This is a genomic window from Streptomyces sp. M-16 (assembly GCF_052114405.1).
Lineage (GTDB): Bacteria > Actinomycetota > Actinomycetes > Streptomycetales > Streptomycetaceae > Streptomyces.
This window is the reverse complement of sequence record NZ_JBFRER010000047.1, coordinates 53,247-77,077: the sequence shown is the minus strand read 5'-3', so window position 1 is coordinate 77,077 and position 23,831 is coordinate 53,247. Positions and strand designations below refer to the sequence as shown.

General features: G+C 71.2%; 26 protein-coding genes. 16 read left to right on the top strand and 10 right to left on the bottom strand.

All coding sequences use genetic code 11. The features are described 5' to 3' along the window. Positions 1 to 227 precede the first annotated feature (227 nt). From AB4039_RS21930 to AB4039_RS21885, 10 genes are all read right to left on the bottom strand, one after another. On the bottom strand, positions 228 to 2,645 hold the full coding sequence (locus AB4039_RS21930; RefSeq protein ID WP_442271587.1) for a Helicase associated domain protein: 2,418 nt from the start codon (positions 2,643 to 2,645) through the stop codon (positions 228 to 230). Beyond that, on the bottom strand, positions 2,642 to 2,905 hold the full coding sequence (locus tag AB4039_RS21925; protein ID WP_442271586.1) for a hypothetical protein: 264 nt from the start codon (positions 2,903 to 2,905) through the stop codon (positions 2,642 to 2,644). Before AB4039_RS21925 ends, AB4039_RS21930 begins: the two co-directional genes overlap by 4 nt. Then, positions 2,902 to 3,249 (bottom strand): hypothetical protein, encoded by a 348-nt coding sequence (locus AB4039_RS21920; RefSeq protein WP_442271585.1) that lies wholly within the window; start codon positions 3,247 to 3,249, stop codon positions 2,902 to 2,904. The genes AB4039_RS21925 and AB4039_RS21920 overlap by 4 nt, the downstream gene beginning before the upstream one ends. 207 nt (positions 3,250 to 3,456) lie before the next feature. After that, complete coding sequence (locus AB4039_RS21915) at positions 3,457 to 3,828, bottom strand: DUF192 domain-containing protein (protein ID WP_442271584.1); 372 nt, start codon at positions 3,826 to 3,828, stop codon at positions 3,457 to 3,459. Between the two features lie 13 nt (positions 3,829 to 3,841). Continuing rightward, the gene (locus tag AB4039_RS21910; protein ID WP_442271583.1) at positions 3,842 to 4,642 is read right to left on the bottom strand and encodes a hypothetical protein; all 801 of its coding nucleotides are present in this window, start codon (positions 4,640 to 4,642) and stop codon (positions 3,842 to 3,844) included. Next, positions 4,639 to 4,890 (bottom strand): hypothetical protein, encoded by a 252-nt coding sequence (locus AB4039_RS21905; protein ID WP_442271582.1) that lies wholly within the window; start codon positions 4,888 to 4,890, stop codon positions 4,639 to 4,641. The genes AB4039_RS21910 and AB4039_RS21905 overlap by 4 nt, the downstream gene beginning before the upstream one ends. Next, the gene (locus AB4039_RS21900; RefSeq protein ID WP_442271581.1) at positions 4,887 to 7,106 is read right to left on the bottom strand and encodes a Mucin-19; all 2,220 of its coding nucleotides are present in this window, start codon (positions 7,104 to 7,106) and stop codon (positions 4,887 to 4,889) included. Before AB4039_RS21900 ends, AB4039_RS21905 begins: the two co-directional genes overlap by 4 nt. A gap of 13 nt (positions 7,107 to 7,119) precedes the next feature. Next, positions 7,120 to 8,481, bottom strand: coding sequence for a replicative DNA helicase (dnaB, locus tag AB4039_RS21895; protein WP_442271580.1), 1,362 nt, complete (start codon positions 8,479 to 8,481; stop codon positions 7,120 to 7,122). Beyond that, positions 8,478 to 9,512, bottom strand: a complete 1,035-nt coding sequence (locus tag AB4039_RS21890) for a hypothetical protein (RefSeq protein WP_442271579.1) — start codon at positions 9,510 to 9,512, stop codon at positions 8,478 to 8,480. The genes dnaB and AB4039_RS21890 overlap by 4 nt, the downstream gene beginning before the upstream one ends. Positions 9,513 to 10,085: 573 nt before the next feature. Beyond that, complete coding sequence (locus AB4039_RS21885) at positions 10,086 to 10,874, bottom strand: GntR family transcriptional regulator (protein ID WP_442271578.1); 789 nt, start codon at positions 10,872 to 10,874, stop codon at positions 10,086 to 10,088. Between the two features lie 257 nt (positions 10,875 to 11,131). On the opposite strand from AB4039_RS21885, the gene AB4039_RS21880 reads away from it, so the two are divergent. From AB4039_RS21880 to AB4039_RS21805, 16 genes are all read left to right on the top strand, one after another. Further along, on the top strand, positions 11,132 to 11,551 hold the full coding sequence (locus tag AB4039_RS21880) for a hypothetical protein (protein WP_442271577.1): 420 nt from the start codon (positions 11,132 to 11,134) through the stop codon (positions 11,549 to 11,551). Beyond that, positions 11,548 to 11,943, top strand: a complete 396-nt coding sequence (locus AB4039_RS21875) for a hypothetical protein (RefSeq protein WP_442271576.1) — start codon at positions 11,548 to 11,550, stop codon at positions 11,941 to 11,943. The genes AB4039_RS21880 and AB4039_RS21875 overlap by 4 nt, the downstream gene beginning before the upstream one ends. Then, a complete protein-coding gene (locus AB4039_RS21870) occupies positions 11,940 to 13,538 on the top strand; it encodes a hypothetical protein (RefSeq protein ID WP_442271575.1) in 1,599 nt (532 codons plus the stop codon). The genes AB4039_RS21875 and AB4039_RS21870 overlap by 4 nt, the downstream gene beginning before the upstream one ends. Further along, positions 13,538 to 13,915: an RRQRL motif-containing zinc-binding protein gene (locus AB4039_RS21865; protein ID WP_442271574.1), complete on the top strand. Its 378-nt coding sequence runs from the start codon at positions 13,538 to 13,540 to the stop codon at positions 13,913 to 13,915. Before AB4039_RS21870 ends, AB4039_RS21865 begins: the two co-directional genes overlap by 1 nt. Positions 13,916 to 14,025: 110 nt before the next feature. Further along, a complete protein-coding gene (locus tag AB4039_RS21860; RefSeq protein ID WP_442271573.1) occupies positions 14,026 to 16,662 on the top strand; it encodes a DNA translocase FtsK in 2,637 nt (878 codons plus the stop codon). Positions 16,663 to 16,853: 191 nt separating this feature from the next. Then, a complete protein-coding gene (locus AB4039_RS21855; RefSeq protein ID WP_442271572.1) occupies positions 16,854 to 17,759 on the top strand; it encodes a hypothetical protein in 906 nt (301 codons plus the stop codon). A gap of 129 nt (positions 17,760 to 17,888) precedes the next feature. After that, the gene (locus AB4039_RS21850) at positions 17,889 to 18,746 is read left to right on the top strand and encodes a DUF4097 family beta strand repeat-containing protein (protein ID WP_442271571.1); all 858 of its coding nucleotides are present in this window, start codon (positions 17,889 to 17,891) and stop codon (positions 18,744 to 18,746) included. A 196-nt stretch (positions 18,747 to 18,942) separates the two neighbouring features. After that, the gene (locus tag AB4039_RS21845) at positions 18,943 to 19,542 is read left to right on the top strand and encodes a hypothetical protein (protein ID WP_442271570.1); all 600 of its coding nucleotides are present in this window, start codon (positions 18,943 to 18,945) and stop codon (positions 19,540 to 19,542) included. A 122-nt stretch (positions 19,543 to 19,664) separates the two neighbouring features. Continuing rightward, on the top strand, positions 19,665 to 19,892 hold the full coding sequence (locus AB4039_RS21840; protein ID WP_442271569.1) for a hypothetical protein: 228 nt from the start codon (positions 19,665 to 19,667) through the stop codon (positions 19,890 to 19,892). Positions 19,893 to 19,991: 99 nt separating this feature from the next. Beyond that, the gene (locus tag AB4039_RS21835) at positions 19,992 to 20,648 is read left to right on the top strand and encodes a DUF6197 family protein (protein ID WP_442271568.1); all 657 of its coding nucleotides are present in this window, start codon (positions 19,992 to 19,994) and stop codon (positions 20,646 to 20,648) included. 115 nt (positions 20,649 to 20,763) lie between these two features. After that, a complete protein-coding gene (locus tag AB4039_RS21830) occupies positions 20,764 to 21,294 on the top strand; it encodes a hypothetical protein (RefSeq protein WP_442271567.1) in 531 nt (176 codons plus the stop codon). A 19-nt stretch (positions 21,295 to 21,313) separates the two neighbouring features. Continuing rightward, positions 21,314 to 22,417, top strand: coding sequence for a DUF6919 domain-containing protein (locus AB4039_RS21825; protein WP_442271566.1), 1,104 nt, complete (start codon positions 21,314 to 21,316; stop codon positions 22,415 to 22,417). Continuing rightward, positions 22,414 to 22,686: a hypothetical protein gene (locus AB4039_RS21820; RefSeq protein ID WP_442271618.1), complete on the top strand. Its 273-nt coding sequence runs from the start codon at positions 22,414 to 22,416 to the stop codon at positions 22,684 to 22,686. Before AB4039_RS21825 ends, AB4039_RS21820 begins: the two co-directional genes overlap by 4 nt. A gap of 87 nt (positions 22,687 to 22,773) precedes the next feature. Continuing rightward, positions 22,774 to 23,055 (top strand): hypothetical protein, encoded by a 282-nt coding sequence (locus AB4039_RS21815; protein WP_442271565.1) that lies wholly within the window; start codon positions 22,774 to 22,776, stop codon positions 23,053 to 23,055. After that, positions 23,052 to 23,522, top strand: coding sequence for a hypothetical protein (locus tag AB4039_RS21810; RefSeq protein ID WP_442271564.1), 471 nt, complete (start codon positions 23,052 to 23,054; stop codon positions 23,520 to 23,522). The genes AB4039_RS21815 and AB4039_RS21810 overlap by 4 nt, the downstream gene beginning before the upstream one ends. Continuing rightward, on the top strand, positions 23,519 to 23,794 hold the full coding sequence (locus AB4039_RS21805; protein WP_442271563.1) for a WhiB family transcriptional regulator: 276 nt from the start codon (positions 23,519 to 23,521) through the stop codon (positions 23,792 to 23,794). The genes AB4039_RS21810 and AB4039_RS21805 overlap by 4 nt, the downstream gene beginning before the upstream one ends. Positions 23,795 to 23,831: the final 37 nt, after the last annotated feature.

The following is a 23,831-nucleotide window of genomic DNA, read 5'->3' as shown; positions in this document are numbered from 1 at the left end:
GATAGACGTCGTGCTGACGAGGAATCACGCTACCGGCCCGTCGACTCGTTAGCCCGGCGTTTACTCGCATTCACCTAAACGAGCCGGGGTGCTGACGCCGAGGGCAAGAGTGTGTCTGCTGCCCGGGGATCATGTGGGCGTTGCTGGGGGAGCTCCCCAATTGGGGAGCTCCCCCAGCAACGAGCAGCACGGGGGTATGCCCGTCCGTCGGACTCGCGGGCGCTCTTCTACGACCAGCGCATGCCCAGGGCCGACAACTCCTCGACGCGCTGGACGGACAGCTGCCCGGCTTTGACCCGCTGCTGGCTGATCCACGCCCCGAGCCGCACGGCCTCGCCGTCGACTTCCTCGCTGTGGCCGCGCGGTACCTCAAGGTCGCCGACGCGAGCGCGGTACTGGGCTGCTGCCCTCAGGTTGTGCGCCCACATCTCCTCACGGGTCCGCTTGGCGGGCACGGGGGCCGGCGTGACGCCGAGCGCGGCGAGGATCGCCTGCTGCTCCCCCGTCAGCTTCCCGAACCCCTGGCGCTGCGCGGCGGCCCAGCGGCCGAGGTCCTCACCGTCCTCGACGAGGAGTCCGGGACCGTCGGGGAGCGTGCCCCCGGCGCCCACATGGCGCTGGGCGAGGCGGAAGGCCCGCTGCCAGTCGATGGTCCACTCGGGGCACCAGCCCGGGTCGATCTCCGCGAGGGCTGTGCGGCGCTCGGGGGCGAGCGGGGCCTTCGCCCGGCGGGCCGCTGCGCGCTGGTTCTTCAGCCAGCGGCCCACCGCGTACCCGTCGAATTCCGCGTCCACGGGGGCGGCGAGGCCGACGCCGGAGGCGGCAGCCCAGGCGGCGGCCGCGGCAAGGCCTTCGTCGAAGCGGGCGTCGAAGGCGTTCCAGAGCATGCCGAGTTTCTCCAGCTGCACGATCCGGTCGGCGTCGAGGGAGCCGGCCTTGTGGTGGCGGCGGCAGTCGGCGATCCAGACGCCGAGCGGGAAGCCGGCGGGGGACCAGTGGTCGGGGGTGTGAAAGGAGTACGCGACGCGGAGGTTGTCGTGCTCGGCGAGGTACCGCTGGGCGGCCTGGATACCCCGGCGCCACTGGACCCGCTCAGGGTTGAGGACCCGCAGCTGCACGAAGCTGGCCAGCTGGTTCGCGTCGCGCGGCTGTGAGAACCGCAGGAGCTCGCGGGCCGGCGCGCTCACCGTGGCCTGTTCGTCGTCCCGGGTAGGGTCCTGGCCGGCGGGTACGGGGCCGGGGTTGCCGGTGCGTGCGGGGGTCGATGCGCCCGGGTCGGTCAGCTGCTCGATGCGGGTGTCGTGGGCGCGCAGCGCGGCGAGGAGCTTGGCCAGGCCCGCGTACGCGGGGGAGGTGAGCATGGTCTCGGAGCTCTCGCCGGTGGCGAGGAAAGCCGGAACGACGAGGGTGGCGATCTTTCCTTCGCCGGGGTGCATGCGCAGCGCGCGGCCGACCGCCTGGACCAGGTCCGGCATTGAGCCGCGGACGTCGCAGAAGACGACACCGTCGCATTCCTGGGTGTCGACGCCTTCGCCGAGGACCTTCACGCTGGCGATGAGCGAGAGCCGCGAGTCCTGCCCGCTGTTTGTCAGGCCGGCCGCGAACTGGGTCAGGACACGGCGCCGGTGGGCCGGCTTGTGCTCGCCGTGCAGCCACTGCGCCCACACGGCAGCGTCCTCGGAGAAGGCCGTTCCGCCGCCCTGGCGGTGGAGTTCGCGGGCCTTGTCGGGCAGGCCGGCGGCGAAGGCCTCCGCCTCGGAGACCCGCTGGTGGAAGGAGAGCACGCGGCGCAGGCCCTCTTCCTCGGCGGCCTTAAGGGTGGCCGCCTGGAGCGCGCCGAGCCGCAGGCCGCGCACCGCGTCGGAGCCTTCATCGGCGGCCAGCATCGCGGCGTTGAGCTGGTGGTCCTGCACGTCCACGACCACGACCTGGTACGGCGCGACGATGCCCCGCTCGATCGCGGTCTCCAGCGGCAGGTGATAGGCGACGCGGCCGAAGAGCCCGTCGGGGTCGTCGGTCATGGACGCGACGAGCTCGCCGTCCTCCTCGTCACCGTCGCCGGCGGCCCAGATGCGGGGGGTGGCAGTCATGTAGAGGCGCGCGGCGGCCGGGATCCGGGCGTTGTCGTGGACCACTGCCCAGGGCTTGCCCGCCCGGCCGCTGGTGCGGTGCGCCTCGTCCACCACGATCAATCCCCAGGCGGGAAGGCCCGATTCGTGCGCAGCCTCCAGGATTCCGTTGCCGAGGGAGGCGTACGTAGCGAAGACGGTGACACGGCGGTCGTGGGCGGTGAGCTGGACCAGGGCGTGCGGGTCGGTGGTGTGCGGGAAGCCGGTTTCGTGGTCGTCGAGGGAGGAGACGCCGACGAAGGCGCCGGTGCGGCCGCCGCCCCGCCAGGCGCGGGCCGTCTGGTCGAGGAGGTCCAGGGAGGGGACCAGGACCAGGACGCGGTCCCCGCCGACCTGTTCGGCGGCGCGTACGGCGACGAGCGTCTTGCCGCTGCCCGTGGCCATGATGACCTGGGTGCGCAGGCCGGTGACCGGGGGCCCGGCGGGGGAGAGGGGGGTGAGTTCCTCGACCGCGCGGGCCAGGGCCTCGCTCTGGTGGGGCCGCAGCGGCGGGGGAGCGGTGGGGGTGTCGGTCATGGGCTCGCCTTGCTCTCGGGTTCCGGGCCCTGGGGCCGGGAGGCGGTCGGGATGGAGGAGCGGTGGGCGTGGTCGGGGCAGAGGTCGCGGCCGTCGCGCAGCCTGCGCCATCCGCGTGCCCACAGCCAGGCGCGGAGGGCCCGGTGGTGGGGCATCGGGACCGGAGTGAACCATTCGCGGTCGCACTCGGCGTCTCCGTCGCCGGCCCCGGTCTCGCCGGTGTAGTCGCACCTGATGGTCGGGATGTTTCCTGCGGTCACGGCCGCAGGTTCCCGGTGGCCCAGATCGCGTACTCCTGGCGGACGTAGCCGCGAGGATCGGCCGCCCAGGCGGGGTCGTCGGTAGCGAGGGGGCCGGCCGTCGTGCCGTTCGCGGTGTCGAAGGCGATGAGTTTGTCGACGCTCCTCTGGAGTGCGGTCTGCACCTTGCCGTCGGCGGGGTCGGCGCTCGGGGTCTGCCGGTCGGTGAGGGCCGCGTGGCGCAGCAGCCAGTCCCTGTCGCTGATCCGGCCCGCGCGTCGCAGGCGGATGAGCTCCTCGGTCTCCTCCTGGACGTGGGGGGCGTTGTTGTAGGCGGTGTCGAAGGGAGGCGGGAGGTCGGTCATCGGCTGCTCCGTTTCGGCAGGGCTCGCGGGGGAGTTTGCGGTTCAGTCTGGGAGTCCGTCGGTCATGCCGGTCTCTGTGGTCTGTGCGGTGCGAGTGCACCGCCACCACGAGTATGCATCTTGAGTGAATGCATTTCAAGAGAATGCATACTTGTGGGTGGATGGCCCCGGGCAACGGCCCCCTGGCCGCCACACCTCCACACCTGGCTAGAGGGTGTCCACCTGCGCAGGACCCTGCTGCAGCTCCACCACGCTGCCGACGCGCAGGCCCCAGGCGGCCATGGCGCCGGCCTCGGCCTCCAGGACGTGGCGGGAGCGGAACCGCGGGAGGCCCAGGCGGTTGGGAGGCATGGTGGTCATCGCGATGACGCGGTGACGCCGGTCCAGGAAGGCGACGTCGATGGCAAACCGCATGCGGAAGGTGTGCACGCTGCCGGCCGGAGTAAGCAGCAGGGCCCCCGCGATCCCGTCCCGCCCGAGCAGCCCCCGCGTCCGGGCCCGGTAGGAGGCGGCCACTTCCAGCTCCACCTCCACCGGGCCGCTCCGCAACTGCCCGCTCCCGTCCCGCCACTTCACCATGCGGCCACCCTAGCTAGGGCTTCCAGGCGCGGATCTCCAGACCGACAATCGGCGTACCGGGATCGATCCGGTCGTTGTCGACGAGCCACTTCTGCACGGCAGCCGCGACGTCCCCGCCGGCCGCGTCGACCAAGGCCTTGAACTCGGCGCCGTCGAACCCCTCCTCGCCCGAGCCCGGCCCGCCGCGGTTGTCCGCGTAGGCCCGCTCCTCGGTCCCATCACGGCGCTGGACGACGTTGCGCCGGACACCGGGGGAGTCGGCCCGGCGGCCGGCGTCGTGCTTGAAGGAGCCCTTGCGGGCCCGGACGGTGAAGGCGATCTTCCCGCCGTTGGCGGCCGCGTCGTCGACCACAGGCCTCAGCCGACCGGCACCGGAGGCGATGTGCTGCTTTCCGGCCTTGGCCAGGGACGAGGACCAGGCCCTGACCGGCTTCCCGTCGGCGCCGATGACCGGCTTGCCCTTGGCGTCCTTGACCGTCCGCTCCGCCCGCACCCGCGTCTTCCCGCGCACACGGGCCTTGTAGCCCTCGCGGTTCAGCCGCGGCTGAACATGTCCAGCGGCCAGGGCCTTCAGGCTCGCGAGGTCCCGTGGGCCGCCGGCTTGCACCTCCTGGACCACGGCCCGCAGCGCCTCCACCATCGACGCGCCCTTGTTCTTCGTGAAGAACTGCGAGACCAGGCTGGGGTTGCGGCCGAGGATCTCACCGACCTGCTTCCGACTGAACCCGGCCCGCGCCAGCTCGTCGGTAAGCCGGGCGGCTTCGTTGCGCTGCGCGCCCCGGCCGCCCGCCGGCTTCCTCCTGCGCGGTGTCACGCTGCCGCCTCCTCGTCCTCGTCTTCACACTCGTGGTCGGCGTACACCGGGCTGTCGTCCTCGAACTGGTCGTCGCCCTCGTCACCGCAGCCGTGGCACCGCCACTCCGCGCTCCACACCACCGCTCCCTCCCGGCCGCAGTCGTGCCCGGAGTCGACGGTCGCCTCGTCCTCCCACATAGCCTCTCCCGAGGCACCACAGGCCGGGTGCTCCCACTGCCCGCCCCAGGCCACGTCGGCGCTGCTCACATGCCCTCCGATTCGTAGGCCTGACGGCCCAGCCCTTGCAGGGTGTAGAACTCCTCGTCGGTGCGCGGCGTGGTCTGCTCCCAGGGCATGCGGCCCTTGAGCAGGTAGTCGCCCGGCTCACCGCCGTACGGCCAATCCGCCGCAGCCGAGGCCGAGGTGTAGATGGCGTCGGTCCGGAACGCCAGGATGCTCCCGGCCGGGAGGTGCAGCGCACCGGCCTTCAACGGCTTCCCGGTCGCGGGGTCCTTCGAGCTGGTGCTCACCGACAGCAGCGCGGCCCGGGCCGCCGACCACACCCCGGCCGCCCACTCCGGGTGGGCGTACTGGTCCCGCGCGAACCCCTGGTTGCGCTCCCAGGTGACGTGGGTGTCCGTGATGCCGGTCAGCCGCGCACCGTCCGGCAGGTCGGGTACCGCGCCGCCGGCGCCCAGCTCCAGGGAGCCGGTCGTGATCCGGGGGCGCTGCGCGAACGTGCCGATGCCGTACAGCAGGATGCTGCGCACCGCGCGGGAGGCCAGATGGCATGCCTGCTTCTGCTGCTCGTCGCCGTGCAGTTCGGCGGTGGCACGCAGGGACTGCCAGGCCTCGCGCAGCTTGGTGCTCCAGCTCTTGAGCGGGTCACCGGACTCCCACAGCAGGCCATCGAGGATCTCGATCCGCCACGGTGCGATCGGGTTACGCAGTGCGAGGTTGACCTCGGCGCCACCCGCCCAGGTGACGAAGGTGTGGCCGCCCTCGTACGGGTAGTGCCAGGACCGCTCCCCGGGCGCCGGTGCCGGGAGCAGCCCGACGTGGCTCCAGCCTTTCGGGATCGTCACCCGCACCTGCCAGTGCGACGGCGCGAACATCGCGTTGTTCTGCTCCTTCTCGGTCATGGCGGCGAAGGCCGAGGCGGTGATCCGCCGCGGGATGCCGACACCGGACGCCCAGGTGTGCTTGGCGTACGCGAAAGTCCTGTCAACCTCGTACCAGCCGGGCACCCGCTCCGGCACGCGCGGCGGCGTGATCAGCTCGGTCCGGCCCTGACCGGCGGTGGCGTGGAGCAGCCCGCGGATCTCCTGCGACATGACGGGGAAGCCGTCTGCCCACCGTGCGCCGGCCTTGGTCGGAATGGTGCGCGACCACAGGTCCCGGCCGGTCTGCGACGGCGAGCCCATGAGGACCACGTCCTCGAAGAGCGGCCGCAGCGCCTTCCACAACTCGACGAAAGCCGCGCGCACCGTTGCCGGGTCAGCGCCCTCGGGGTCGAACCACTCGCCGACCGAGCGGATTTCGGTGTGCTGGTCGCCGCGCTGCCAGCGTCCGACCGGGTTGCGGGGGTGGACCAGGTGCCCGGCCTGGCGGTCCTTGCCCCGGGAGGACTCCACCGTCCAGCCCTCCGGGAGCGGACCGTTCAACCAGGCGGCGACGGCGTCCTTCAGGAACTCGTGCCGCTCGCTGCCCCGGTGCCACGGGTCGCCCGCGGTGACGTAGATCCGCTCGACGGTGGCCGGGGCCTCCGCATACACGGCGGTGAGGATCTCCGCCACCGAGGCCTGGCCGAGGTCGAGGCGGACCGTGCCGCCCTGCCACACCAGGACGCCGGTCGCAGCGTCGAGGAAGGCCATCGCGCGTGCGGCCTGCTTGAAGTTCGGCCGCTTCGACGCGAGACCGGGCTCGGCGCGGAACCAGCTGTCTCCGTCGCCGCCCTCGGGAATCGAGGGCAGGACGCGCTCGGCCTCTCCCGACCCGGTGGCAGCGGGGGCCGGTGCGGCTACGGCCTGGTCGGATCCGGCGGGTTCCTCCCGGCCGGTGTCGGTGTCGGTGGACGCGGCGTCGAGGCGGGCGACAGCACCGGCCGGCTCGGCGGGCCGCGGTTCATCCTCCGACGGCGGCGCGACCATTTCCTTGATCGGCTCAGCGGGCGCCTGAGGGGCCAGCTGATCAACGGTGACGGATTCGGTCGCGGGCGGCCCCGCGGGCGCCTCAGAGGCGCTCTGAGGGGCCAGGGAGGGCACTAGGGCCACGATGTCGATCACGGAAAGGCCGGCGGCCGTTGCGATCCGGTCCGACGTGGCCTTCGCGTACTCGCCGAGCTGCCGGATCTTCTCGGCGCGGCTGTCGTGCAGCTTGCCGATCTTGGCCTGGAGCTGCGTCAGCTCGCGTTCCAGGGGCTTGAGTTCGTCGCGTACGGCCCGCAGCTCGGCGAGGCCGGTGGAGAATTCCTTGCTGTTCATGTGGTGGTCCCCCTCAGGTGCTGGCCATGTCGACGAAGCGCGAGTAGTGGCCCTGGAACGCGGTCGTGATCGTGGCTGTCGGGCCGTTGCGGTGCTTGGCGACGATGAGGTCGGCTTCGCCGGCGCGCGGCGATTCCTTCTCGTAGGCGTCCTCGCGGTGCAGGAGGATCACCATGTCCGCGTCCTGCTCGATCGCGCCGGACTCGCGCAGGTCGGAGACAACCGGCTTCTTGTCCGTCCGGTGCTCGGATCCGCGGTTGAGCTGGGACAGGGCCACCACCGGGATCTGCAGCTCCTTGGCGAGCATCTTCAGAGCCCTGGAGATGTCGGAGACCTCCTGCTGTCGGCTCTCCGGACGACGCCCGGCGCCGGACTGCATCAGCTGCAGGTAGTCGATGACCATGAGCTTGAGCCCTTGGCGCTCTCGGAGCTTTCGGGCCTTGGCCGTGATGGTGACCAGGTTCAAGTTGGCCGAGTCGTCGATCCACAGCGGGGCGTCCATCAGCTCCGTCGTGACCCGGTCGACCTTGGCTCGGAGCTCGTCCGGCAGGATCGCGTGATTGATGTGGTGCAGCGGAACCCTGGCCTGTGCCGAGATCACCCGCCGGGTGATCTCGCGCCGACCCATTTCCAGGGAGAAGAACACGGAAGGCTGCCGGTCCCTCAGGGAACAGGCCCGCACGAAGTCCTGGGCGAGGGTCGACTTGCCCATCGCCGGGCGGCCGGCAACGACGATCAGCTGCCCGGGCTGAAGACCGTCGGTCAGTGAGTCGAGGTCGGTGAAGCCCGTGCTGATCCCGCTGAGCTTGCCGCTGCTGGCCGCCCGTGCCTCGTAGTCGTCGTGGAAGTCCTCCAGCGCTGGCCCGAGCAGGCTCAGGCCGTCGTCCTCATCCTCGTCGACTGCCGAGAGCAGGGCCCGCTGCTGCGCGGCGATCAGCTCGCTGGCCGTGCCTTCGCCGCGAAGAGCGGTGTTCAGGGTGGTGCGGGTGGCGATGATGACCTGCCGTACCGACCACGTCTCGCGGACGATCTCCGCGTAGAACCTGACGGAGCCGACTCCGAACATGAAGCCGGTCAAGGTGAACAGGTAGGCGCTGCCGCCGACCCGGGCGCTCTCGCCTCGCTGCGTGAGCAGGGCGGAGAGCGTGATGGGGTCGGCGGCCTCGCCGCGCAGGTACATCCCGACCGTGGCCTCGAAGATCGTGGCGTGGGCTGGCTTGTAGAAGTGCTCCGGCTTTAGGACTTCGACGGCCTCGGCAATGGCTTCCCTGGACATCAGCATCGCGCCGAGGACCGCCATCTCGGCGTCGAGGTCGTGCGGCGGGGCGGCACCATCGAGGCCGCCCCGCTGCTCGGGGAGTTCGAGTTCCTTCACTGGGCCACTCCGGCAAGGGCGATCGGGCTGCATGTCCAGCAGTCCACGTATTCGTACTGGTCGTTGAAGCGCTTACGGTCATGCTGGCCGCAGTCGCCGCACCACTCGACAGAGGCACTTCGCTCCGTCGGCGCGGTGGAGCGATCCGCGTGCTTGTGCAGATCGGTCCACCCACGCGGGGCCATCTCCTGCACCCGGTCACACAGCCACCAGGCGGGGAAGCCGTCGGCCAGCAGGTCGATGGCAGCGGAGCGGATCGTACCGAGGGCTTTGCTGGTGATGGGCCTGCGGAGCGCCTCCCGGTAGGCGGCGACGACCTGATCCGCTTCCTGGTCTGCCGTCCGCTGGGCGGGAACCACCCCGTGGTTTTCCGGCGCAGCCGAGGTCTCTCTCTCCGTCACGACAGCACCACCCTCACCGGGTGCCGCATCAAGCGCACCCCCCTCTTGAGAGAGAGATTCTTTAAGAGAAGAAGGAACCGCCGCACTGGTGCGGCCACCCTGGCCGCGTCCATGCGGCCCCCCTGGCCGCACCAGTGCGGCCACCCCCTCATCAGGGGTAGCCGCATCCATGCGGCCACCCCTCTTGGGGCTGCTGGCCTGCTGCTTCGTCTTTCGGGCAGCCCTCGCGTCCCGCTCGGCCTGCCGCTTCTCGGCTCGGGCGGCGGCGCGCTCGTCCCACCGCTCGTGGTCGAGCAGCCGGTACAGGCTGGGGATGTTCACGCGAGGGTTGTTGGGGTCCGGGCGACGCTCGACCTCCAGCAGCCCCTTGTCCTCCAGCCGCTTCGTGGACCGGTCCACGGTGTCGACCGACCTCCCGATGCAGCGGGCGAGCACCTTGCGGGTGGGGATGTCGTCGGCGTCCGGGGCATCGTCGGTTTCCCGGGTGCCCTGGTCGGCGAAGGAGGCGATGGCCGCGTAGAGCGCCTTGTCGACAGGTTCGACACTGCCATCGCGGGCGAGCAGGGCGTCGAACTTGATCCAGTCGATGGCGGCCGCGCTGACGACCCGAGGGATCAGATCGTGGCGCATACCGCTCCTCCCGGGACGAGGGCGGTGGGACGGATCGCTGCGGACCCAATGGGCACAGGTACGTGCACGGCACACCTCCTAGTGGATGTTGTGCCGTGAACTCTCCACATGCGGGCTTGCCCGAAGGCTTGCCCGCTGCTCGGAAGGCCCAGGTGACGGGCTTGCCCATTTCTGCGTGGCGTGGGCAGGCCGGCACTGGGCAAGCCCGTTTGGGCCGCAGAGGGCGCGGGCGGGCCGGGCGGTCGGTGGGATGGACGAGGTACAGCCGCCGATGCGGCCTTGTTCAGGTGTGACACATACGGTCCCTTGTTCAGGGAGCCGTGGATCAGCTGATCAACTGTGTGACTCAGGCCACTGGGCAAGCCTGTCTGGGCTTGCCCGGGAGTCGTTGTCTATGCTGTTGGGTAGGTGACCGACGGGCCTGATGGTCCAGGCACCCAGCGCGGTCACCGCGCTGAACCACGACTCCGATGCTTGCCGGCGGGGAGTCGCTTTCGACGGCCGTCCTGTGCAACCAGGGCGGCCGTCATCTTTTTCTACGGTGAACGGCTCATGTTGAGTTCTCCTTAGGCTCTAGGCCGGGGCGGATTCCGCGCCGAGCTGGGCACTGCTATCGCGCTCGATGTCGTAGCCGATCTCGAAGAGCTCGGCCGACATCCGGGTGTCGTTGACCTCTACCACCTGGCCCGTCGACGACCTGGTGACGCGGACGATCCGCAGCAGCGGGACACCGACGTCGGCCGGGAGGCCCAGCGCCTCCGCCTCCTCTGGGGACGGCATCCGCGCGGACACCGCTTCCTTCCATGCGAGCGGGGCGTGCCCCATCTCTTCGAGCTCTTCGAGCCGGTCGTAGATGCCGCCCGGTCCGGTGTCGCTCTCGGCGAGCTGTGTGCCGCGGGCAAGGTCGGCCGGCAGGTAGCTGGTCGCCAGCTGCATCGCGGCCCGGGTGTCCGGGTCGCCCATGATCCGATCCCTGATGAGGACCTCCGAGCCGACGCTGAGTCCCATGGTGGCCGCAAGGTCCACAGGGACCACGCCCCACCTCACGGTGGGCGTTTCGAGCGCCACCCAGGACTGGGCGGCGGGATCGAAGTAGTACCCCTTCTCGTCCCGGTAGACCTGCCGAGACCTCGTGATTCGTCGCTTCTCCGGACGCTCACGCACGATCGTCCCTCTCCGCCGGACAGCGACGACCAGGCCTTCCTGCTCCAGCAGCTGGATGGCGCTGCGGACGGTCTGATAGCCAGCCCCGTACTGCTCCTGAAGCTCGGTCAGCATGGGCAGCTTGTCTCCCGGCTGATACCGCCCATCGGAGATCTGCTGCCGGAGCGCAGCAGCGATCTCGCGGTACGAAACGGGCATTCAGGCCGCCTTTCTAAGCATCCAACGCCATCACTATATAGCTATCTCTAATGGCGCGTCAGTCTTGACGCGCGGCATGTCGGGGTGGTCTCATCGTTACCGATAGCTCTAACCGGGAGTACCGGAAGGGCTACCCATGGTTTGGCTACCCGTGCGTTCAACGACGGCACCGCCATGCCAAAAACGGCCCTCCGGGTGGTCTTGGCAGAGACCCGGAGAGCCGCGCACAGGCCGTCCACGTCTGAGGAGAACGACCCGTGAACACCATCTTCGCAGCCAGTAGCCGCACGACCCACCCGCAGGGTCTGGAACAGGTCGAGATCCTGTACCAGCTGCAGCTGCTGACCGGCGTACCGGCGGTCGACTGGCTGGCCCCGCTGAACGAGTCGGCCGAACAGCAGGCGAAGCGCCTGGAGTTCCAGGCCGACGTGATCCTCCGCATCGCCGAGCGCGCCCCGAAGGCCGCCGCCCGCGTCGCCGAGCTGCTCCGCCGGCTGGCCGGCGAGCCCGCGGCGCAACAGACCGACCGCGTCTTCGGCCCGGTCCCCGCGGACTCCCGCCCGGACCGCCCCGCCTCCATCCCCTTCCCGGTCACCGTCGCGCTCGTGGCCTCCGTCCGCAAGGGCAAGTCGGTGCCGGCGCTCGTCTTCACCGCGCGGGAGGTGCAGGTCGCATGAGCACCAGCACCCCGCGCAGCCTGCCCCTGAAGGTCCAGGCCCTAGTGACGACGTGGTCCATCACCGCCTTCATCCTCTTCGGCGCCGGCTGGCTCCTGGGCCTGGAGGCGACCTGGTGGCAGCGCGTACTGCTCGCGCTCCCGGTCGCCGGCCTCGCCTACCTCGACAGCCGCGGCCACACGCCCATCGTCGAGATCCGCGCCCGCCTGACCCGGCTCCTCGCCGAACTCGGCGCGATCCAGCTCCCCCTGGCCGTGGCCGGCGGCGCCTGGCTCCTCGGCCTCACCCCCGGCGTCGCCGAACGCATCGGCGTCTGCCTGGTCATCGCCCTCGTGACGGCCCTGTACCGCTACGCCCCGCACGCGGCCACCCCGACAGGAGGTACCCCGTGAGCCTCACCGACTTCCGTACCGCCCGCCGCGAGGACAACGCCGCCGAGGCCGAGCAGAACCGCCTGGCCGAAGAACTGCGTGCCCGTCTCGACCGCGAGGAGCGGCAGCAGGTCTTCGACCAGGAGCAGGCGCGCGCCGCCGCCGAGCAGGAGGCCAAGGACCGCGAGGCCGAGCGCGTCCGCAAGGCCAAGGAGGCCGAGGCCGCCGCCAGGCTCGCGAAGGAGAAGGCCGACCAGGCCGCGAAGGCAGCGGCCGACAAGGAGAAGCGGCGGGAGAAGGCCCGGCGCCGCAAGGAGGCCCGCGAGCGTTTTGCTGCCCGGCTCAACGCCGCCCCGGCGTGGCTGGCCGAACACCTCGACCTGGCCGCCGCCCTGGCGGTCATGGCGTGCAGCATCGTTCCGGCTCTCATCTCCCAGGCCGCCTCGCTGACCGGCACGGGCATCCTCACCGAGATGGGCTGGGTGGGCTATCTCCTGGTCACCCTGCTCCCGGTGATGCTGGAGTGCTCCGCGTGGGCCGCCACGGCCGGCGAGGCCAAGGCCATGCAGCAGGGCCGCTCGCCGTGGCCGTACCGGATCGCGATCTACACCTTCGCGGGCCTGGCGGCCTGGATCAACTGGCTGCACGGCCAGCAGGTCGGCGGCGACAAGTACGGGACCATCCTGGGCGCCGTCCTGGCCGCGTCCTCGATCATCCCGATCGCCGTCTGGCAGCTGGTCCAGCTCGGCCGGCACCAGGAAGCCCGGGCGCGGCTGAAGGCCGAGCGAGCCCGGCGCAAGGCTGTGAAGGCCACCCGCAAGCAGCGCGAGGATCTGCTGCCGAAGGTGTGGGCGACGGCGAAGACGCTGCGTGCGATCGCCGGGCACGAACTCCTCTCCGAGGACGAGGCCTGGCACGCCGCGTACGGCGTGCACGAAGGCACCGGCGTGGACCTGCCCGAGGAGCTGCTGCGGCACCTGTCGGCAGAGATGCTCGGCCTGCGGGTCGACGCGGAAGGCCGTCTGGCGGAGGTCCTGGAGGAGCTCGCGGACGCGCGCCGCATGCGTCTCACCGCTTCCGCGAAGGTGTCCGCAGTGGCAGCCGAGAACGTCTCCGATGAGTCCGTGAAGCCGGTCACGGAAGAGCCTGCAACCCTCCCCACGCGGGTCTTCGCCGGAACCCGTGACGGACTCGTGGAGGGCCCGGCGAACGCTTTCCGGTGGAATGGATCTTTGCAGGTCAACCCGTCCGTCCCCCCGTCCGTGCGTACACCCGCGAAGACGCCCGCGCGGAAGCGTGAAGCTGCGGCCGAGGGCTCGAAGCGGTCTTCCGTGACGGCTCCGGTGCGGAGGCTCTCGCGGGGCGCCCGGCGGGCTGCCGCGGAAACCGCGAAGAACTACGACGCGACCGAGAATGCCGCGATCGAGGAGTGGATCCGCAGCGAGATCCGCGACGGCCGGATCCCCACCGCCAAGGGGGTCACCGCGGAAACGAAGCTGCGCCGCGCGGAAGTCCACGGCGACAAGCCCATCGAGCCGAGCAAGTCCTGGGTCTACGACCGCCTCGCCAAGGCCAAGGCGGCCCGCAGCAACCCGGCCGGCCCCGGGAGCCGATGATGCCGCGCACCAGCCCCCGCTACGACGACCCGAACGGCGAGGAGTTCGGTATACCGACCTGGCCCTGGAAGCTCGGCCCCGACCCCGAGGTCATGGCCACCTACCGACAGCTGCGGGCCCGCGGGCTGCGCCCGGGCGGCCAGCCCGTGGCCGGCCAGCTCGGGTGGACCCGCCAGGGCAACCCGATGTTCGCCGCCCTCTACCTGGTCGAGCTGGCCAAGCCGAAGCGGCCGATGACGGAGGCGCGATGGGCCGCGATCCGCAAGGCGGTGGCGGCCCGCAGGGTCTGCCCCGAGTGCAACACCGAGAGGGACTACGAGATCCCCAAGCGCTACGGGGTCTGCAACACCTGCCCCGGCGGCGCGAACGCCGCCTGACCCGAACACCTTCCCCCAGAGCGCAGGGCGGGGACCGCCGGTCTCAACCGACCAAAGCGATGCCCGGCTTCCCCGCCCCGCGCTCACCCCCGACAGGAGGCGTGAACAGCATGACCGAGATCGACACCAACCCGAAAGTCGACGACCCCGAGCTGTGGGCCAAGGTCGGCCGGGCCATGGACCGCAAGGCGCTCTGGGAGGCCGCCGAGCTGGTCGTCGAAACGCAGTTCGGCTCCCGGTCCATGCTCCAGCGCAAGCTGCGCATCGGCTGGGAGCTGACGGGCCGGATGATGGACGCGCTGGAGGCCCTCGGCGTCGTCGGCCCCGAGCAGGGGTCCCAGGCACGCGACGTGAAGATCAAGCTCGTCGAGGACCTGGAGCCCGTCTTCGAGACCCTCTACGGCGACGGCGGCACCGCCTTCACGGCGCTGCTGCACACGGACCGCGAGGCGCCGCCCGCCATTCCGGCCCAGCCGACGGACCTCCCGGACGACGAAGAAAACGACGAGGACGTGGACGACGAGCCGGCGCCGGAGCACAGCCGGCCGGTGGAGGGCACCGTCTACACCCCCGAGGAGTGGAAGCTGCGCGAGGACCCGGAGGGCGACCGCCCCTGGATCAACCCGCAGCTGCGCACCAAGGACGGCCGCAAGGCCCGCTACGTCTACCTGCGCCGGCAGGCCCGCCGCCGGGTGCGGAAGGCCGCCGCCCGCCAGCTCACCACCCACGGGATCGTGCCCCGGGCCCTGCGCGGAGAGCGGCGGATGCGCTCGTGGGTCATCGGCATGGAGGGCTACAAGGCAGCGGCCGACGAGCGCCTGGCGCTCGCCGCCGTCGAGACGGCCAAGCGCAGCGCCCGCCGCGCGCAGCTCGCGCTCCTGAAGCGCGAACAGAAGCAGGCTCAGGCGGCCAAGCTCCAGCTGGAGGCCGGCAAGCAGCTGGCCGTTGCGCAGAGCGCCCGCAAGAGCGCGAAGCGGGCCGTCGCGTTCCGCGCCGGGGTCACCTACGGTCCGGTGGTCCTGGCCGACGCGGCCGCCTACGGTTTCGCCGATGTCTGGGGCTTCCTCGGCGCCCTGGTGCTCAACCTCGCGGGTATCTCTCTGCTGGGCCGCGACGTCGAGGTGAGCGAGGAGGAGCTGGAGCGCCTGGAGCGGATCGAGGCCGGAGCCCCGCAGCAGGTCAGCGTGGGCATGACGCCGAGGATGTTCGAGCAGATGATGCGCCAGGCCCTCACCGAGGACCTCAAGCTGACCCTCTCGGCGCTGCGGGTCGACCCCCACGCGTGGGGGTTCGAGATCCACGTCTGGCTGGAGCGGATGACCCCGGAGAAGATCTCCAACGGGCTGGACACGCTGGAGGCCTGCCTTCCCGGCGTCCGCACCGGCAGCGTGCTGATGCAGCAGTCCGCGGAGTCCCGGAACTACTGCGTGATTCGTGTACCGGGCCCCAACCCGTGGCAGGCCGTTCCCGAACTGCCCGTCCGGGAACCGAAGTCCCTTTCCACCACCGACCTCCACAAGGCGCAGATCGGCGGCGACATGGCGGGGCGGCCGCTGGCCCTGCCGATGTGCCGGACGAACGTCAACGTCGTCGGCAAGAGCCGGTCGGGGAAGTCCACGATCCTGCGGGCCATCCTGGACGTGCTGACCGCGACCGAGGACCAGATCATCATCGGCATCGACCTGGGCAGCGCCGGCAGTGGCTTCGGTGGACTCCGGCACGCCATGCACGTGGTGGCCACCACCCCGGCGGAAGCCAGGGACGCGCTCCAGTGGGCGCTGGACATCGGCAAGGGCCGCCCCGCCCTCTTCGACCGCCTCGGCATGGGTGAGAACTGGGTCACCTCGCGCAAGCGGCCCGGCATCAAGGTCATCGTGGACGAGTTCCCCGCGCTGGTCCGCGAGAGCCGCAAGGGCTACTACGACGAGGACCTCAAGCGGCAGGTCTCCTGGGACCTCGACGGCATGCTCGCCGAGATGTCGATCACCTGCGCCAAGAGCGACGACACCATGGTTATCGCCGGTCAGGGCGTCACCAAGGAGAAGATCAAGGACAACACCTGGGTCGTGGAACTGCCCGTCCAGGTGCTGGCCGCCTGCGACAAGGACGACGTCATCCAGGTCCTCGGCGACGGCATGCTCGCCCAGGGGTGGCGCGCCGACCGGCTGGTGCCCGCGATGGGCGCCCAGCTCAACGACGCCTCCGTGGTCTACGTGATGGCCGGCAGCGCCTACTGCGAGCCCATCCCGTACCGCGGCTGCTACGCCGACCCCGACGAGCTGCTGCGCCGCGGCCGGGCCCGGGCCCAGGCCGGGCTGGTCGACATCGACCCCGAGTCCGCGAAGCTGAGCCGCATCTCGCTGCGGAGCCTGATGGAGAGGAGCGCCCGGAACTACGCCGCCGGGGACCAGGAGCAGGGCGCGGTCCCGCAGCTGATCACCTCGATCCGCGAGGTCTTCCGTGCGGCCGGGAACCCGAGCGGCCTCCAGCTGGAGGAGATCGCGGCCGGCCTCGCCCAGGACGACGCCGACCGCTGGGACCTGGAGGCGTTCGACGGGGGGGACACCGCGGACCAGGAGGCCGCCCGCGCCGTCGCGCTGAAGGCGGCGATCAAGGCGGTGCTTGCCCCCGGCGGCAAGTCCTGGACGACCGACAGCTACCGGCGCCCGGGCGAGAAGAGCACGGTCAAGGGCTACTGCCTGCGCCACCTCAAGAAGATCACCGGCGAGGACGCAGGCGCCTCCTGACCGCAGGAACACCCCAGGAACACGCAGGTCAGAGCGCCGGAACAGACCGAGAACAGGGACGGAACACCGCACAGGACCGGTGGCGGTGTTCCCCTCCCGGCACCTGTTCCCGCGGCGTTCCGGCCCCCTGACCTGCACGTTCCTCCTCGTTCCCGACTGTTCCTCGCCCGAAAGATCCCTAGGAGTCCGTAATGATCGACCCGCTCCGCACCCACGATCCGGACGCCGGCTACTACCGCATCACCGCCGAGCGCCCCTTCAACTACCTCCAGCGCGACCCCGACCACACCATCCGGGTCGTCTGGCAGGCCCTGCCCGTCACCTGCCCGATGTGCGGCGCCGACACCGGGCTGACCCTCGTTCTGGAGCGCGCCGCGCAGCCCGTGGTCGAGGTCCTCTGCCCGGCCCGGCACGAGTGGGCCGAGTACCTCATCGACCCCGGCCACTTCACCGCCTGGGCCGACATGCGCTGGACCACCCCGAACTGGGACATGTTCTGGATCCTGGAGGCCGGGTTCGGAGAGGAGCCGCTCCCGCCCGTCGACCTGGCCGAGGAGGTCCCCAAGGCCGCGCGGATCGTCACCAAGGTCCTCGTCCGGGAGGCGAAGAAGCGCGTCCGCCGCCAAGTCCGCCGCCGCGTCCGCAAGGTGAAGAAGAAGGCCCTCAACGTCGCCTACTCCCCGGTCGCGGCCATCATCCGCACCGCCTGGGCCATACAGGCCGGCATCCCGCAGGAGTCGCCCGACCCGGCGAAGAAGACGGGCAAGCAGACCCCGGGGCCGAAGATCCCCTCCGTCGCCAAGTACCGCGCCGCGTACGGCATGCCCGCCCCCGTCAAGGGGCCGGCGTGCCTGGTCTGTGAGGACCAGGGCCGGATCGTCGCGCCGGGCGTGAACATTCCCTGTACCGAGTGCGAGGGCCCGGCCGCGGCAGCCCTGGCCGCCGCCGAGCGCAAGGCGGCCCGGGCCCGCGCCGGCGGCGGTCGCACCCCCACGGGCTCGAAGGCCCGGCCCCGCCGCGAGGAGGCGGCCGCCGGCACCGGAGCGCCCGCGGCGGGCGACCCGCGCCCCACCGGTGCGACCACCGCCGACGCCTAGGCAGAAGAACCACAAATCCCTGAATGCATTCACTTGAAATGCATTCGCTCAAGATGCATACTTGAGTCATCGCAAGTCCCCCGGGACAGCGAGTCCCATCACCGCACCTCTCCGAACAGGGAGTTCGCCTTGACCACCTCTCAGACTTTCACCGCCACCGCTGTCGGCCCCCTGTGGACCGACGTCATCAGCCACCTGGGCACGGTCAACGTCACCATCGACCCGACGCTGACGAACGCGGTCGTCACGGTGAGCACGGGTGACGACGAGGGCCCGCTGGCCGACGCGGTGCGCGGCGCCACGATGCACGAGAGCACCCACCAGGCCCTGAACTGCCTGACCATCCGCGTCCCCAAGGTCAAGGGCAACACGATGACGATGGGCAGCTCCACCTTCAACTTCAGCGGCAACAGCATGGTCGTCGGGCAGAACTTCGGCGTCATCAGCGGCTCGGTCACCGGCATGCACGTCAGCGGCAACGACATCAGCATCGGCGGCCGCAAGATCGTCTCCGGCGGCCGCGTCGTCGCCCCGGAGGGCACCGTCGTCTCCGGCGCCAACGCCTCCACCATCACCGTCGACGTGACGCTGCCCAGCGAGATGTCCTCTGTCCGGCTGGAGACCACCAGCGCCGACCTCACCGTCGACGGCGACCTCCAGGTCCTGGACGTCCACTCGCTCTCCGGCGACGTCGAAGCCCGGGGCGTGCACACCCTGCGGTTCAATACCACCAGCGGAGACGTCGAGGTGGACCGCATCGACGCCCGCCTCGACGTCAACACCATCTCCGGCGACATCGAGATCGGTGCGTACAACGGCTCGGAGTTCCGCTTCAACACCATCTCCGGCGACGCCCACGTCACCGCGACCCCCGCCGCCACCGGCTCGATCGACGCGAACACCGTCTCCGGCGACATCACCACGCGCGGCACCAGCCACCTGCGCGAGCGCGTCCGCACCGTCTCCGGCAAGGTCCGCAGCCGGTGACTTCGCCCCGGGGCGGCCGCCTCCTGGCTACCAACCTTCACCGGCCGCCCCGGGCCTCCCAGCCCGCTCCACGAGGAGCGGGGGGCAGACACATCGTCCCTCACCCTCCATCCCGGGCGGCCGCCAGGTCGCCAACTCAGCCGGCCGCCCAGGGATCTCCCAACCGCCCAGCACCGCCAGCCCGAAGGAGCCCGTCATGACCCACGTCCTGGTCCACCCCGTCGAAACCGCCCGCCCGAAGTCCCTGGAGAACCGCCCGATCCGGGCCGCGCGAGCCCGGCGCGCCGCCGTCAAGGCCCTGTCCGCCGTCATCCGCTACGACGGCATCGTCATGGTGGCGGGCACCTTCACCCTCGGATTCGACGCCATCGTCCACAACGACGGCCCGCTCGCGAACCTGAGTGCCCCGGGCGCCGTCCTCGCCGCGCTCGCCCTCATCGGCGCCCTCTACGTCATCGACACCGCCGCCAACGAGCTCATCGACGGGATCAACCCGGACCGCTGGGACGGCGACAGCACCTACGCCCTGGCTGAGGAGATCGGCCAGATCCGCGGCGACATCGACTCCGGCGCCGACCCGGAGGAGATCGAGCACAGCCTGCGCACCAGCGGACTGCTGGAGACCACCGGCGACCTCACGAGCAGGCTCGCCGTGGCCTTCGCCGAGCAGGGGGAGGAGGACCGGGCCCAGCGCCTGTACGCGTCCGCCCTCCACCTGCGCAAGGCCGACAAGGTGCTCGGACACGGTCAGGCCGGTGACGAGCCGGCCGACGACGCCCGCGAGGATCTGCAGTAGAGGCGCCCCGGGGACGGCGGCCAGGTCGCCAAACTCAGCCCGCCGTCCCCGGGTCTCCCAACCCGCTCCAACCGGAGCAGGAGGGCCGGACCCATCGTCCCTCACCACCGCGAGGAGCCCAAATGACCCCCCGCCCCGACACCGACCCCAGCACCGCAGAAGACATCAAGGCCGCCGTCCAGATCGCCCAGACAGCACGCGACAACGCCGTACTCGCCGCCGAGAAGGAGTTCTGGCAGCGAATGGGCGAGCTCAGCAAGAGCTACCACGGCGCCCAGCAGGACGTGGCTGACGCCATGGGCCGCAAGCGCGACTACGTCTACAAGAACGTCCGGAAGTACACCGGCTGATCCACAGCCTCCGGGGCCGGCCGCCAGGTCGCCAACCACTCAGCCGGCCGCCCCCGGAACTCCCGATCCACCACCGGCAGCACGCAGGAAGGCTTCGCCATGCCCGCATCCGCAGCACCCGCCGCCTTCGGCACCCAGGCTCCCGACGCGAGCACGCGCCTCCTGGCCGACGAGGTCGAAGCCTGGCTCAAGAAGATCACCCCGGCCCCCGCGCCCACCCCGGCTCCCGAACAGCCCGCGGCCGGATTCGACATCCCCGCCCTGGTGGCCGCCGGCCTCGCCGAGGTCGAGCGCAGCGAACGGGCCACCGCCGCCGCCCAGGCCGCCGCCCGCCCCTCCCTGCTCGACCGCATCACCCGCCGCCACCAGCGCCCGGCCACCCGGGCCAGCCTCCACATCCGCCGCGCCGCCGCCGCGCTGGCCACCGGCGGATGGTGCCGCGGGGAACTCCGCGACGCCACCGGCCGGCACTGCATCCTCGGCGCCCTCATGGCCGCCCCGGCCGACGCCGACACCGCCAGCCGCTCCCACATCTACATCCGCTCCGCGATGGCCGAACCGGCCGCGTACGCCCAGCCGACGCCGGCCTACCGCGCCCGGATGGAGGCGCAGTGGCGCCGGGAGGGCCGCGACCCGCAGGCCCTGAGCCGCCAGTTCGACATCGCCGTGCACAACAACGTCGCCGTCCCGACCGTCGGCGCCGTCCTCGACCTCCTGCAGCGGGCCGCCGACCTCGCCGAGCGCGCCGGGGACTGACGGCGGGTGGGGCAACCCACTAGACGCAGTGATGAGTGATAGGTATAGTTTTCTTGTCGGGTTCGGAGGTCGTTCTCCCGCCCGGCCCCCGAACTCACCCCCGGAAGGGACCGTCATGCTGCGCATCTCCACCCAGCGCTTCCTCTTCGGAGGCGGCCGCCTCAGCAGGTACGCCAAGACCATCGCCCCCGACGCCGAGAAGCTCGTCCGCGACAAGTTCGGCTCCCTGCCGACCGTCCACCTGGTCCTCAACGGCGACACCAGCCAGATGGACCACCTGGTGAACACCGCAGAGGCCCAGCTCCTGACCGGCATCAACCCCTCGCAGGTCAACGCCGTCAGCCGCTCCGACCGCCACTCCCGCCGGGCCTACGGCCAGACCTCCATCGACCGCGGCGGAGTGCTGATCGTCCTCCAGATCTGCAACATGCGCCACGAGCGCGACGTCGCCGAGACCCTCGTGCACGAGCTCGTCCATGCCCACCAGCTCGGTGACCGCTCCGCCCGCGAGCTCCACCTCAAGTACCTCAAGCACGTCTGGGGCCGGCAGCCCATGAAGCCCAACACCCTCACCGCCTACGAGCTGCTGATCGAGCAGCGCGAGGTCGAGGCCTACGACGCCGAGGCCTTGGCCGCCCAGCTCTGAACCCGACAGGAGGACCGCCATGAAGATCCGACTTCCCTGGCCGAGCCGCGCGGACCGCCGCCTCTGGCGCGCCGCGACCACCTTCTCCGACCTCGCCGAGCTGACCGCCCGCTGGCTCGAAGGCGACATCCGCTCCTGCGCCGGGAACGTGCCGAACTACGGGCCCGACGACGAGACCCTGCCCCTCATCGGCTGCCTGGCCGCCGCGAACCGGGCCGGATTCCTCACCGACGACTCCCAGCCCGGCTACGACGCCGCCGACTACGCCGGCAACCTGTGGGAGCAGCGCGCCGCCGTCACCGGATTCGTCGCCGACCCCGAGATCCTCACCCGCCTCGTCGACTTCGCCGAGCAGGCCGGCCTCGACCTGCTCGTCCGGTTCCAGGGCGACGAGTTCCACCCCGGCATGGTTGTCTCCCGCGTCAACGGCCTGGACTACACCCGGTACGGCCGAACCCTCACCATCCCCGAGCTCCGGCACTCCTGGCACAGCGGCCTCGTGGGCGACACCGCCTTCGACACCCTGGCCCGCGCCGCCCAGCTCACCATCGCCGACACCGCCTTCGAGACCAGCGACTGCCCGGCCCCACCTCCCGAGGGCCGGGCACCGCCGAGGACCGGAACAGCCGGCCCGCCACGAGACGGAGAACTGATGACCTCCACCACCGTCCCGAACCCCGACCCCACCACCGTGATCGCCGACATCCGGCGCCGCGCCGCCGCCGGCACCCTGCCGCTCACCGTCCAGATCCTCCAGCTGCTCGGCGCCTCCATGGAGACCGAGGCCCGCCTGGCGGCCGCCGAGGCCACCTTCCCCGGAATCACCCACCTCACCGACGAGAAGCCGGCCGCGCTCGCCGTGTTCCGTGCCGAACGCCGCAACATTCCGTACGGCACCTTCACTACCCGGGAGGCCGCCCGGACCTTTGCCGAAGCCCGGCTGGTGAGGCGGCGCACCCTTCCTGCTGGCGTCACCACAGGCTGGGTGCCGGACAGCGGAGACGAGGACGCCTGCGAGGACCTCGTGATGTTCGGCCCCGGCCCGGACGACGAGGGCACGACCAGCATCCGCATCACCGTGCTGCCCGTCCGCGTCGACTTCGACCCGGACGACGAGGGATGACGATGCCCCAGTTCATGTGGGAGGTCGACGTCCCGATAGAGCACGCCGGTACCGGTGAGCGTGGAGTACACGTCTTCACCGGCCTCGCCGAAGACGGCGAAGACGCCCGCAAGGCCGCACAGCGGGCCTGGGAAACGGCCCTGCTCTACACCATGGCCGGCCGGGACGTCCCCGCGGTCTCCAACCGCACCGACTGGTCCGCCCGCGGACTGCGGGCCGGATGGAGCCTGCGCTGGGAGCAGGCCACGGACCAGTACATCCCCCGCTAGCTACGCCCCGGGACGGCCGTCAAGGCCTGAGAAACCGCCGGCCGTCCCGGGCCCCTCACCCGCCAAGACGAGAGAGAGACCACCATCATGCACGCCACCCGTCGCAAGCAGCACCACACCTCGACCACCCGCCGGCTGAGCACCGCCGGCCGGTTCCTGAAGTCCCTGGCCAAGGCCAACCCCCTGTTCGCCGACCGCGCGTTCGTGTGCAACCGCTGCGCCGTCGCCTGGCAGGGCGACGAGGCCGACTGCTGGAGCTGCGGCCTCCCCGCCAGCTTCTCCTCCCACCACCACGGCTCCGCCCTCCAGCACCTCCTGGCCCCCACCAAGATCTCCCGCACCCTCGTCCAGACGGGAGCGGCGTCGTGACCGGCCTCATCTCCCTGAACTGGCTGATCGGCGACCAGGCCCTCAGCGACCACATCCTGGCCCGCGTCAACGAACTCGTCGACCAGGGCACCGAGTACAAGCATGCCTGCACCACCGTCACCGACGGCGCCGACGCCGGCGAGGCCTGGGCCATCGCCGCCACCCGCCAGACCTGGGAGCGTCGACCGGACACCGACGAGGACGACGCCCCCATCCATCGCCTGTACGTCCTGGAGCGCACCGGGAACACCGTCGTGGTCGCCGACCTCGACCTCGACGCGGACCCCGACGCCCACAGCACCCTCGGCCTGCCGCCTCGGGGCCAGCACCTCGGAGACGAGGCCGAGGGCGCCGTGATCGACGTCGACCTGCTGAACCTGTACGACCTGACGGCCTGGGAGCCCTTCGAGCACCTGCTGCCCACCGCCGCCGTCCCGGCCGCCGGCACCACGGGGGTGGGGGAGTGACCACCACCGAACTCGCCCCCTGGCCGCAGCTGAACGGCGACGAACCGTGCCGGGCACCCGGCGCCGACCCCGAGGACTGGACCGGCACGCCGAAGCAGCGCCTGAACGGCCAGCTGGCCTGCCTCAGCGCATGCCCCGAGGCCGTCCGCGAGCAGTGCCTGGCCTGGGCCCTGGACCACCCGAGCCGCGCCGGATCCGCGATCTGGGCCGGCACCACCCTCAGCGACCGCCGTCGCCTGCGCAGGGAGCGCCGCGACGCCGCCGCGGCCTGACGGCCACCACCCCGCTCACCCGCCCGTCCGGTACGGC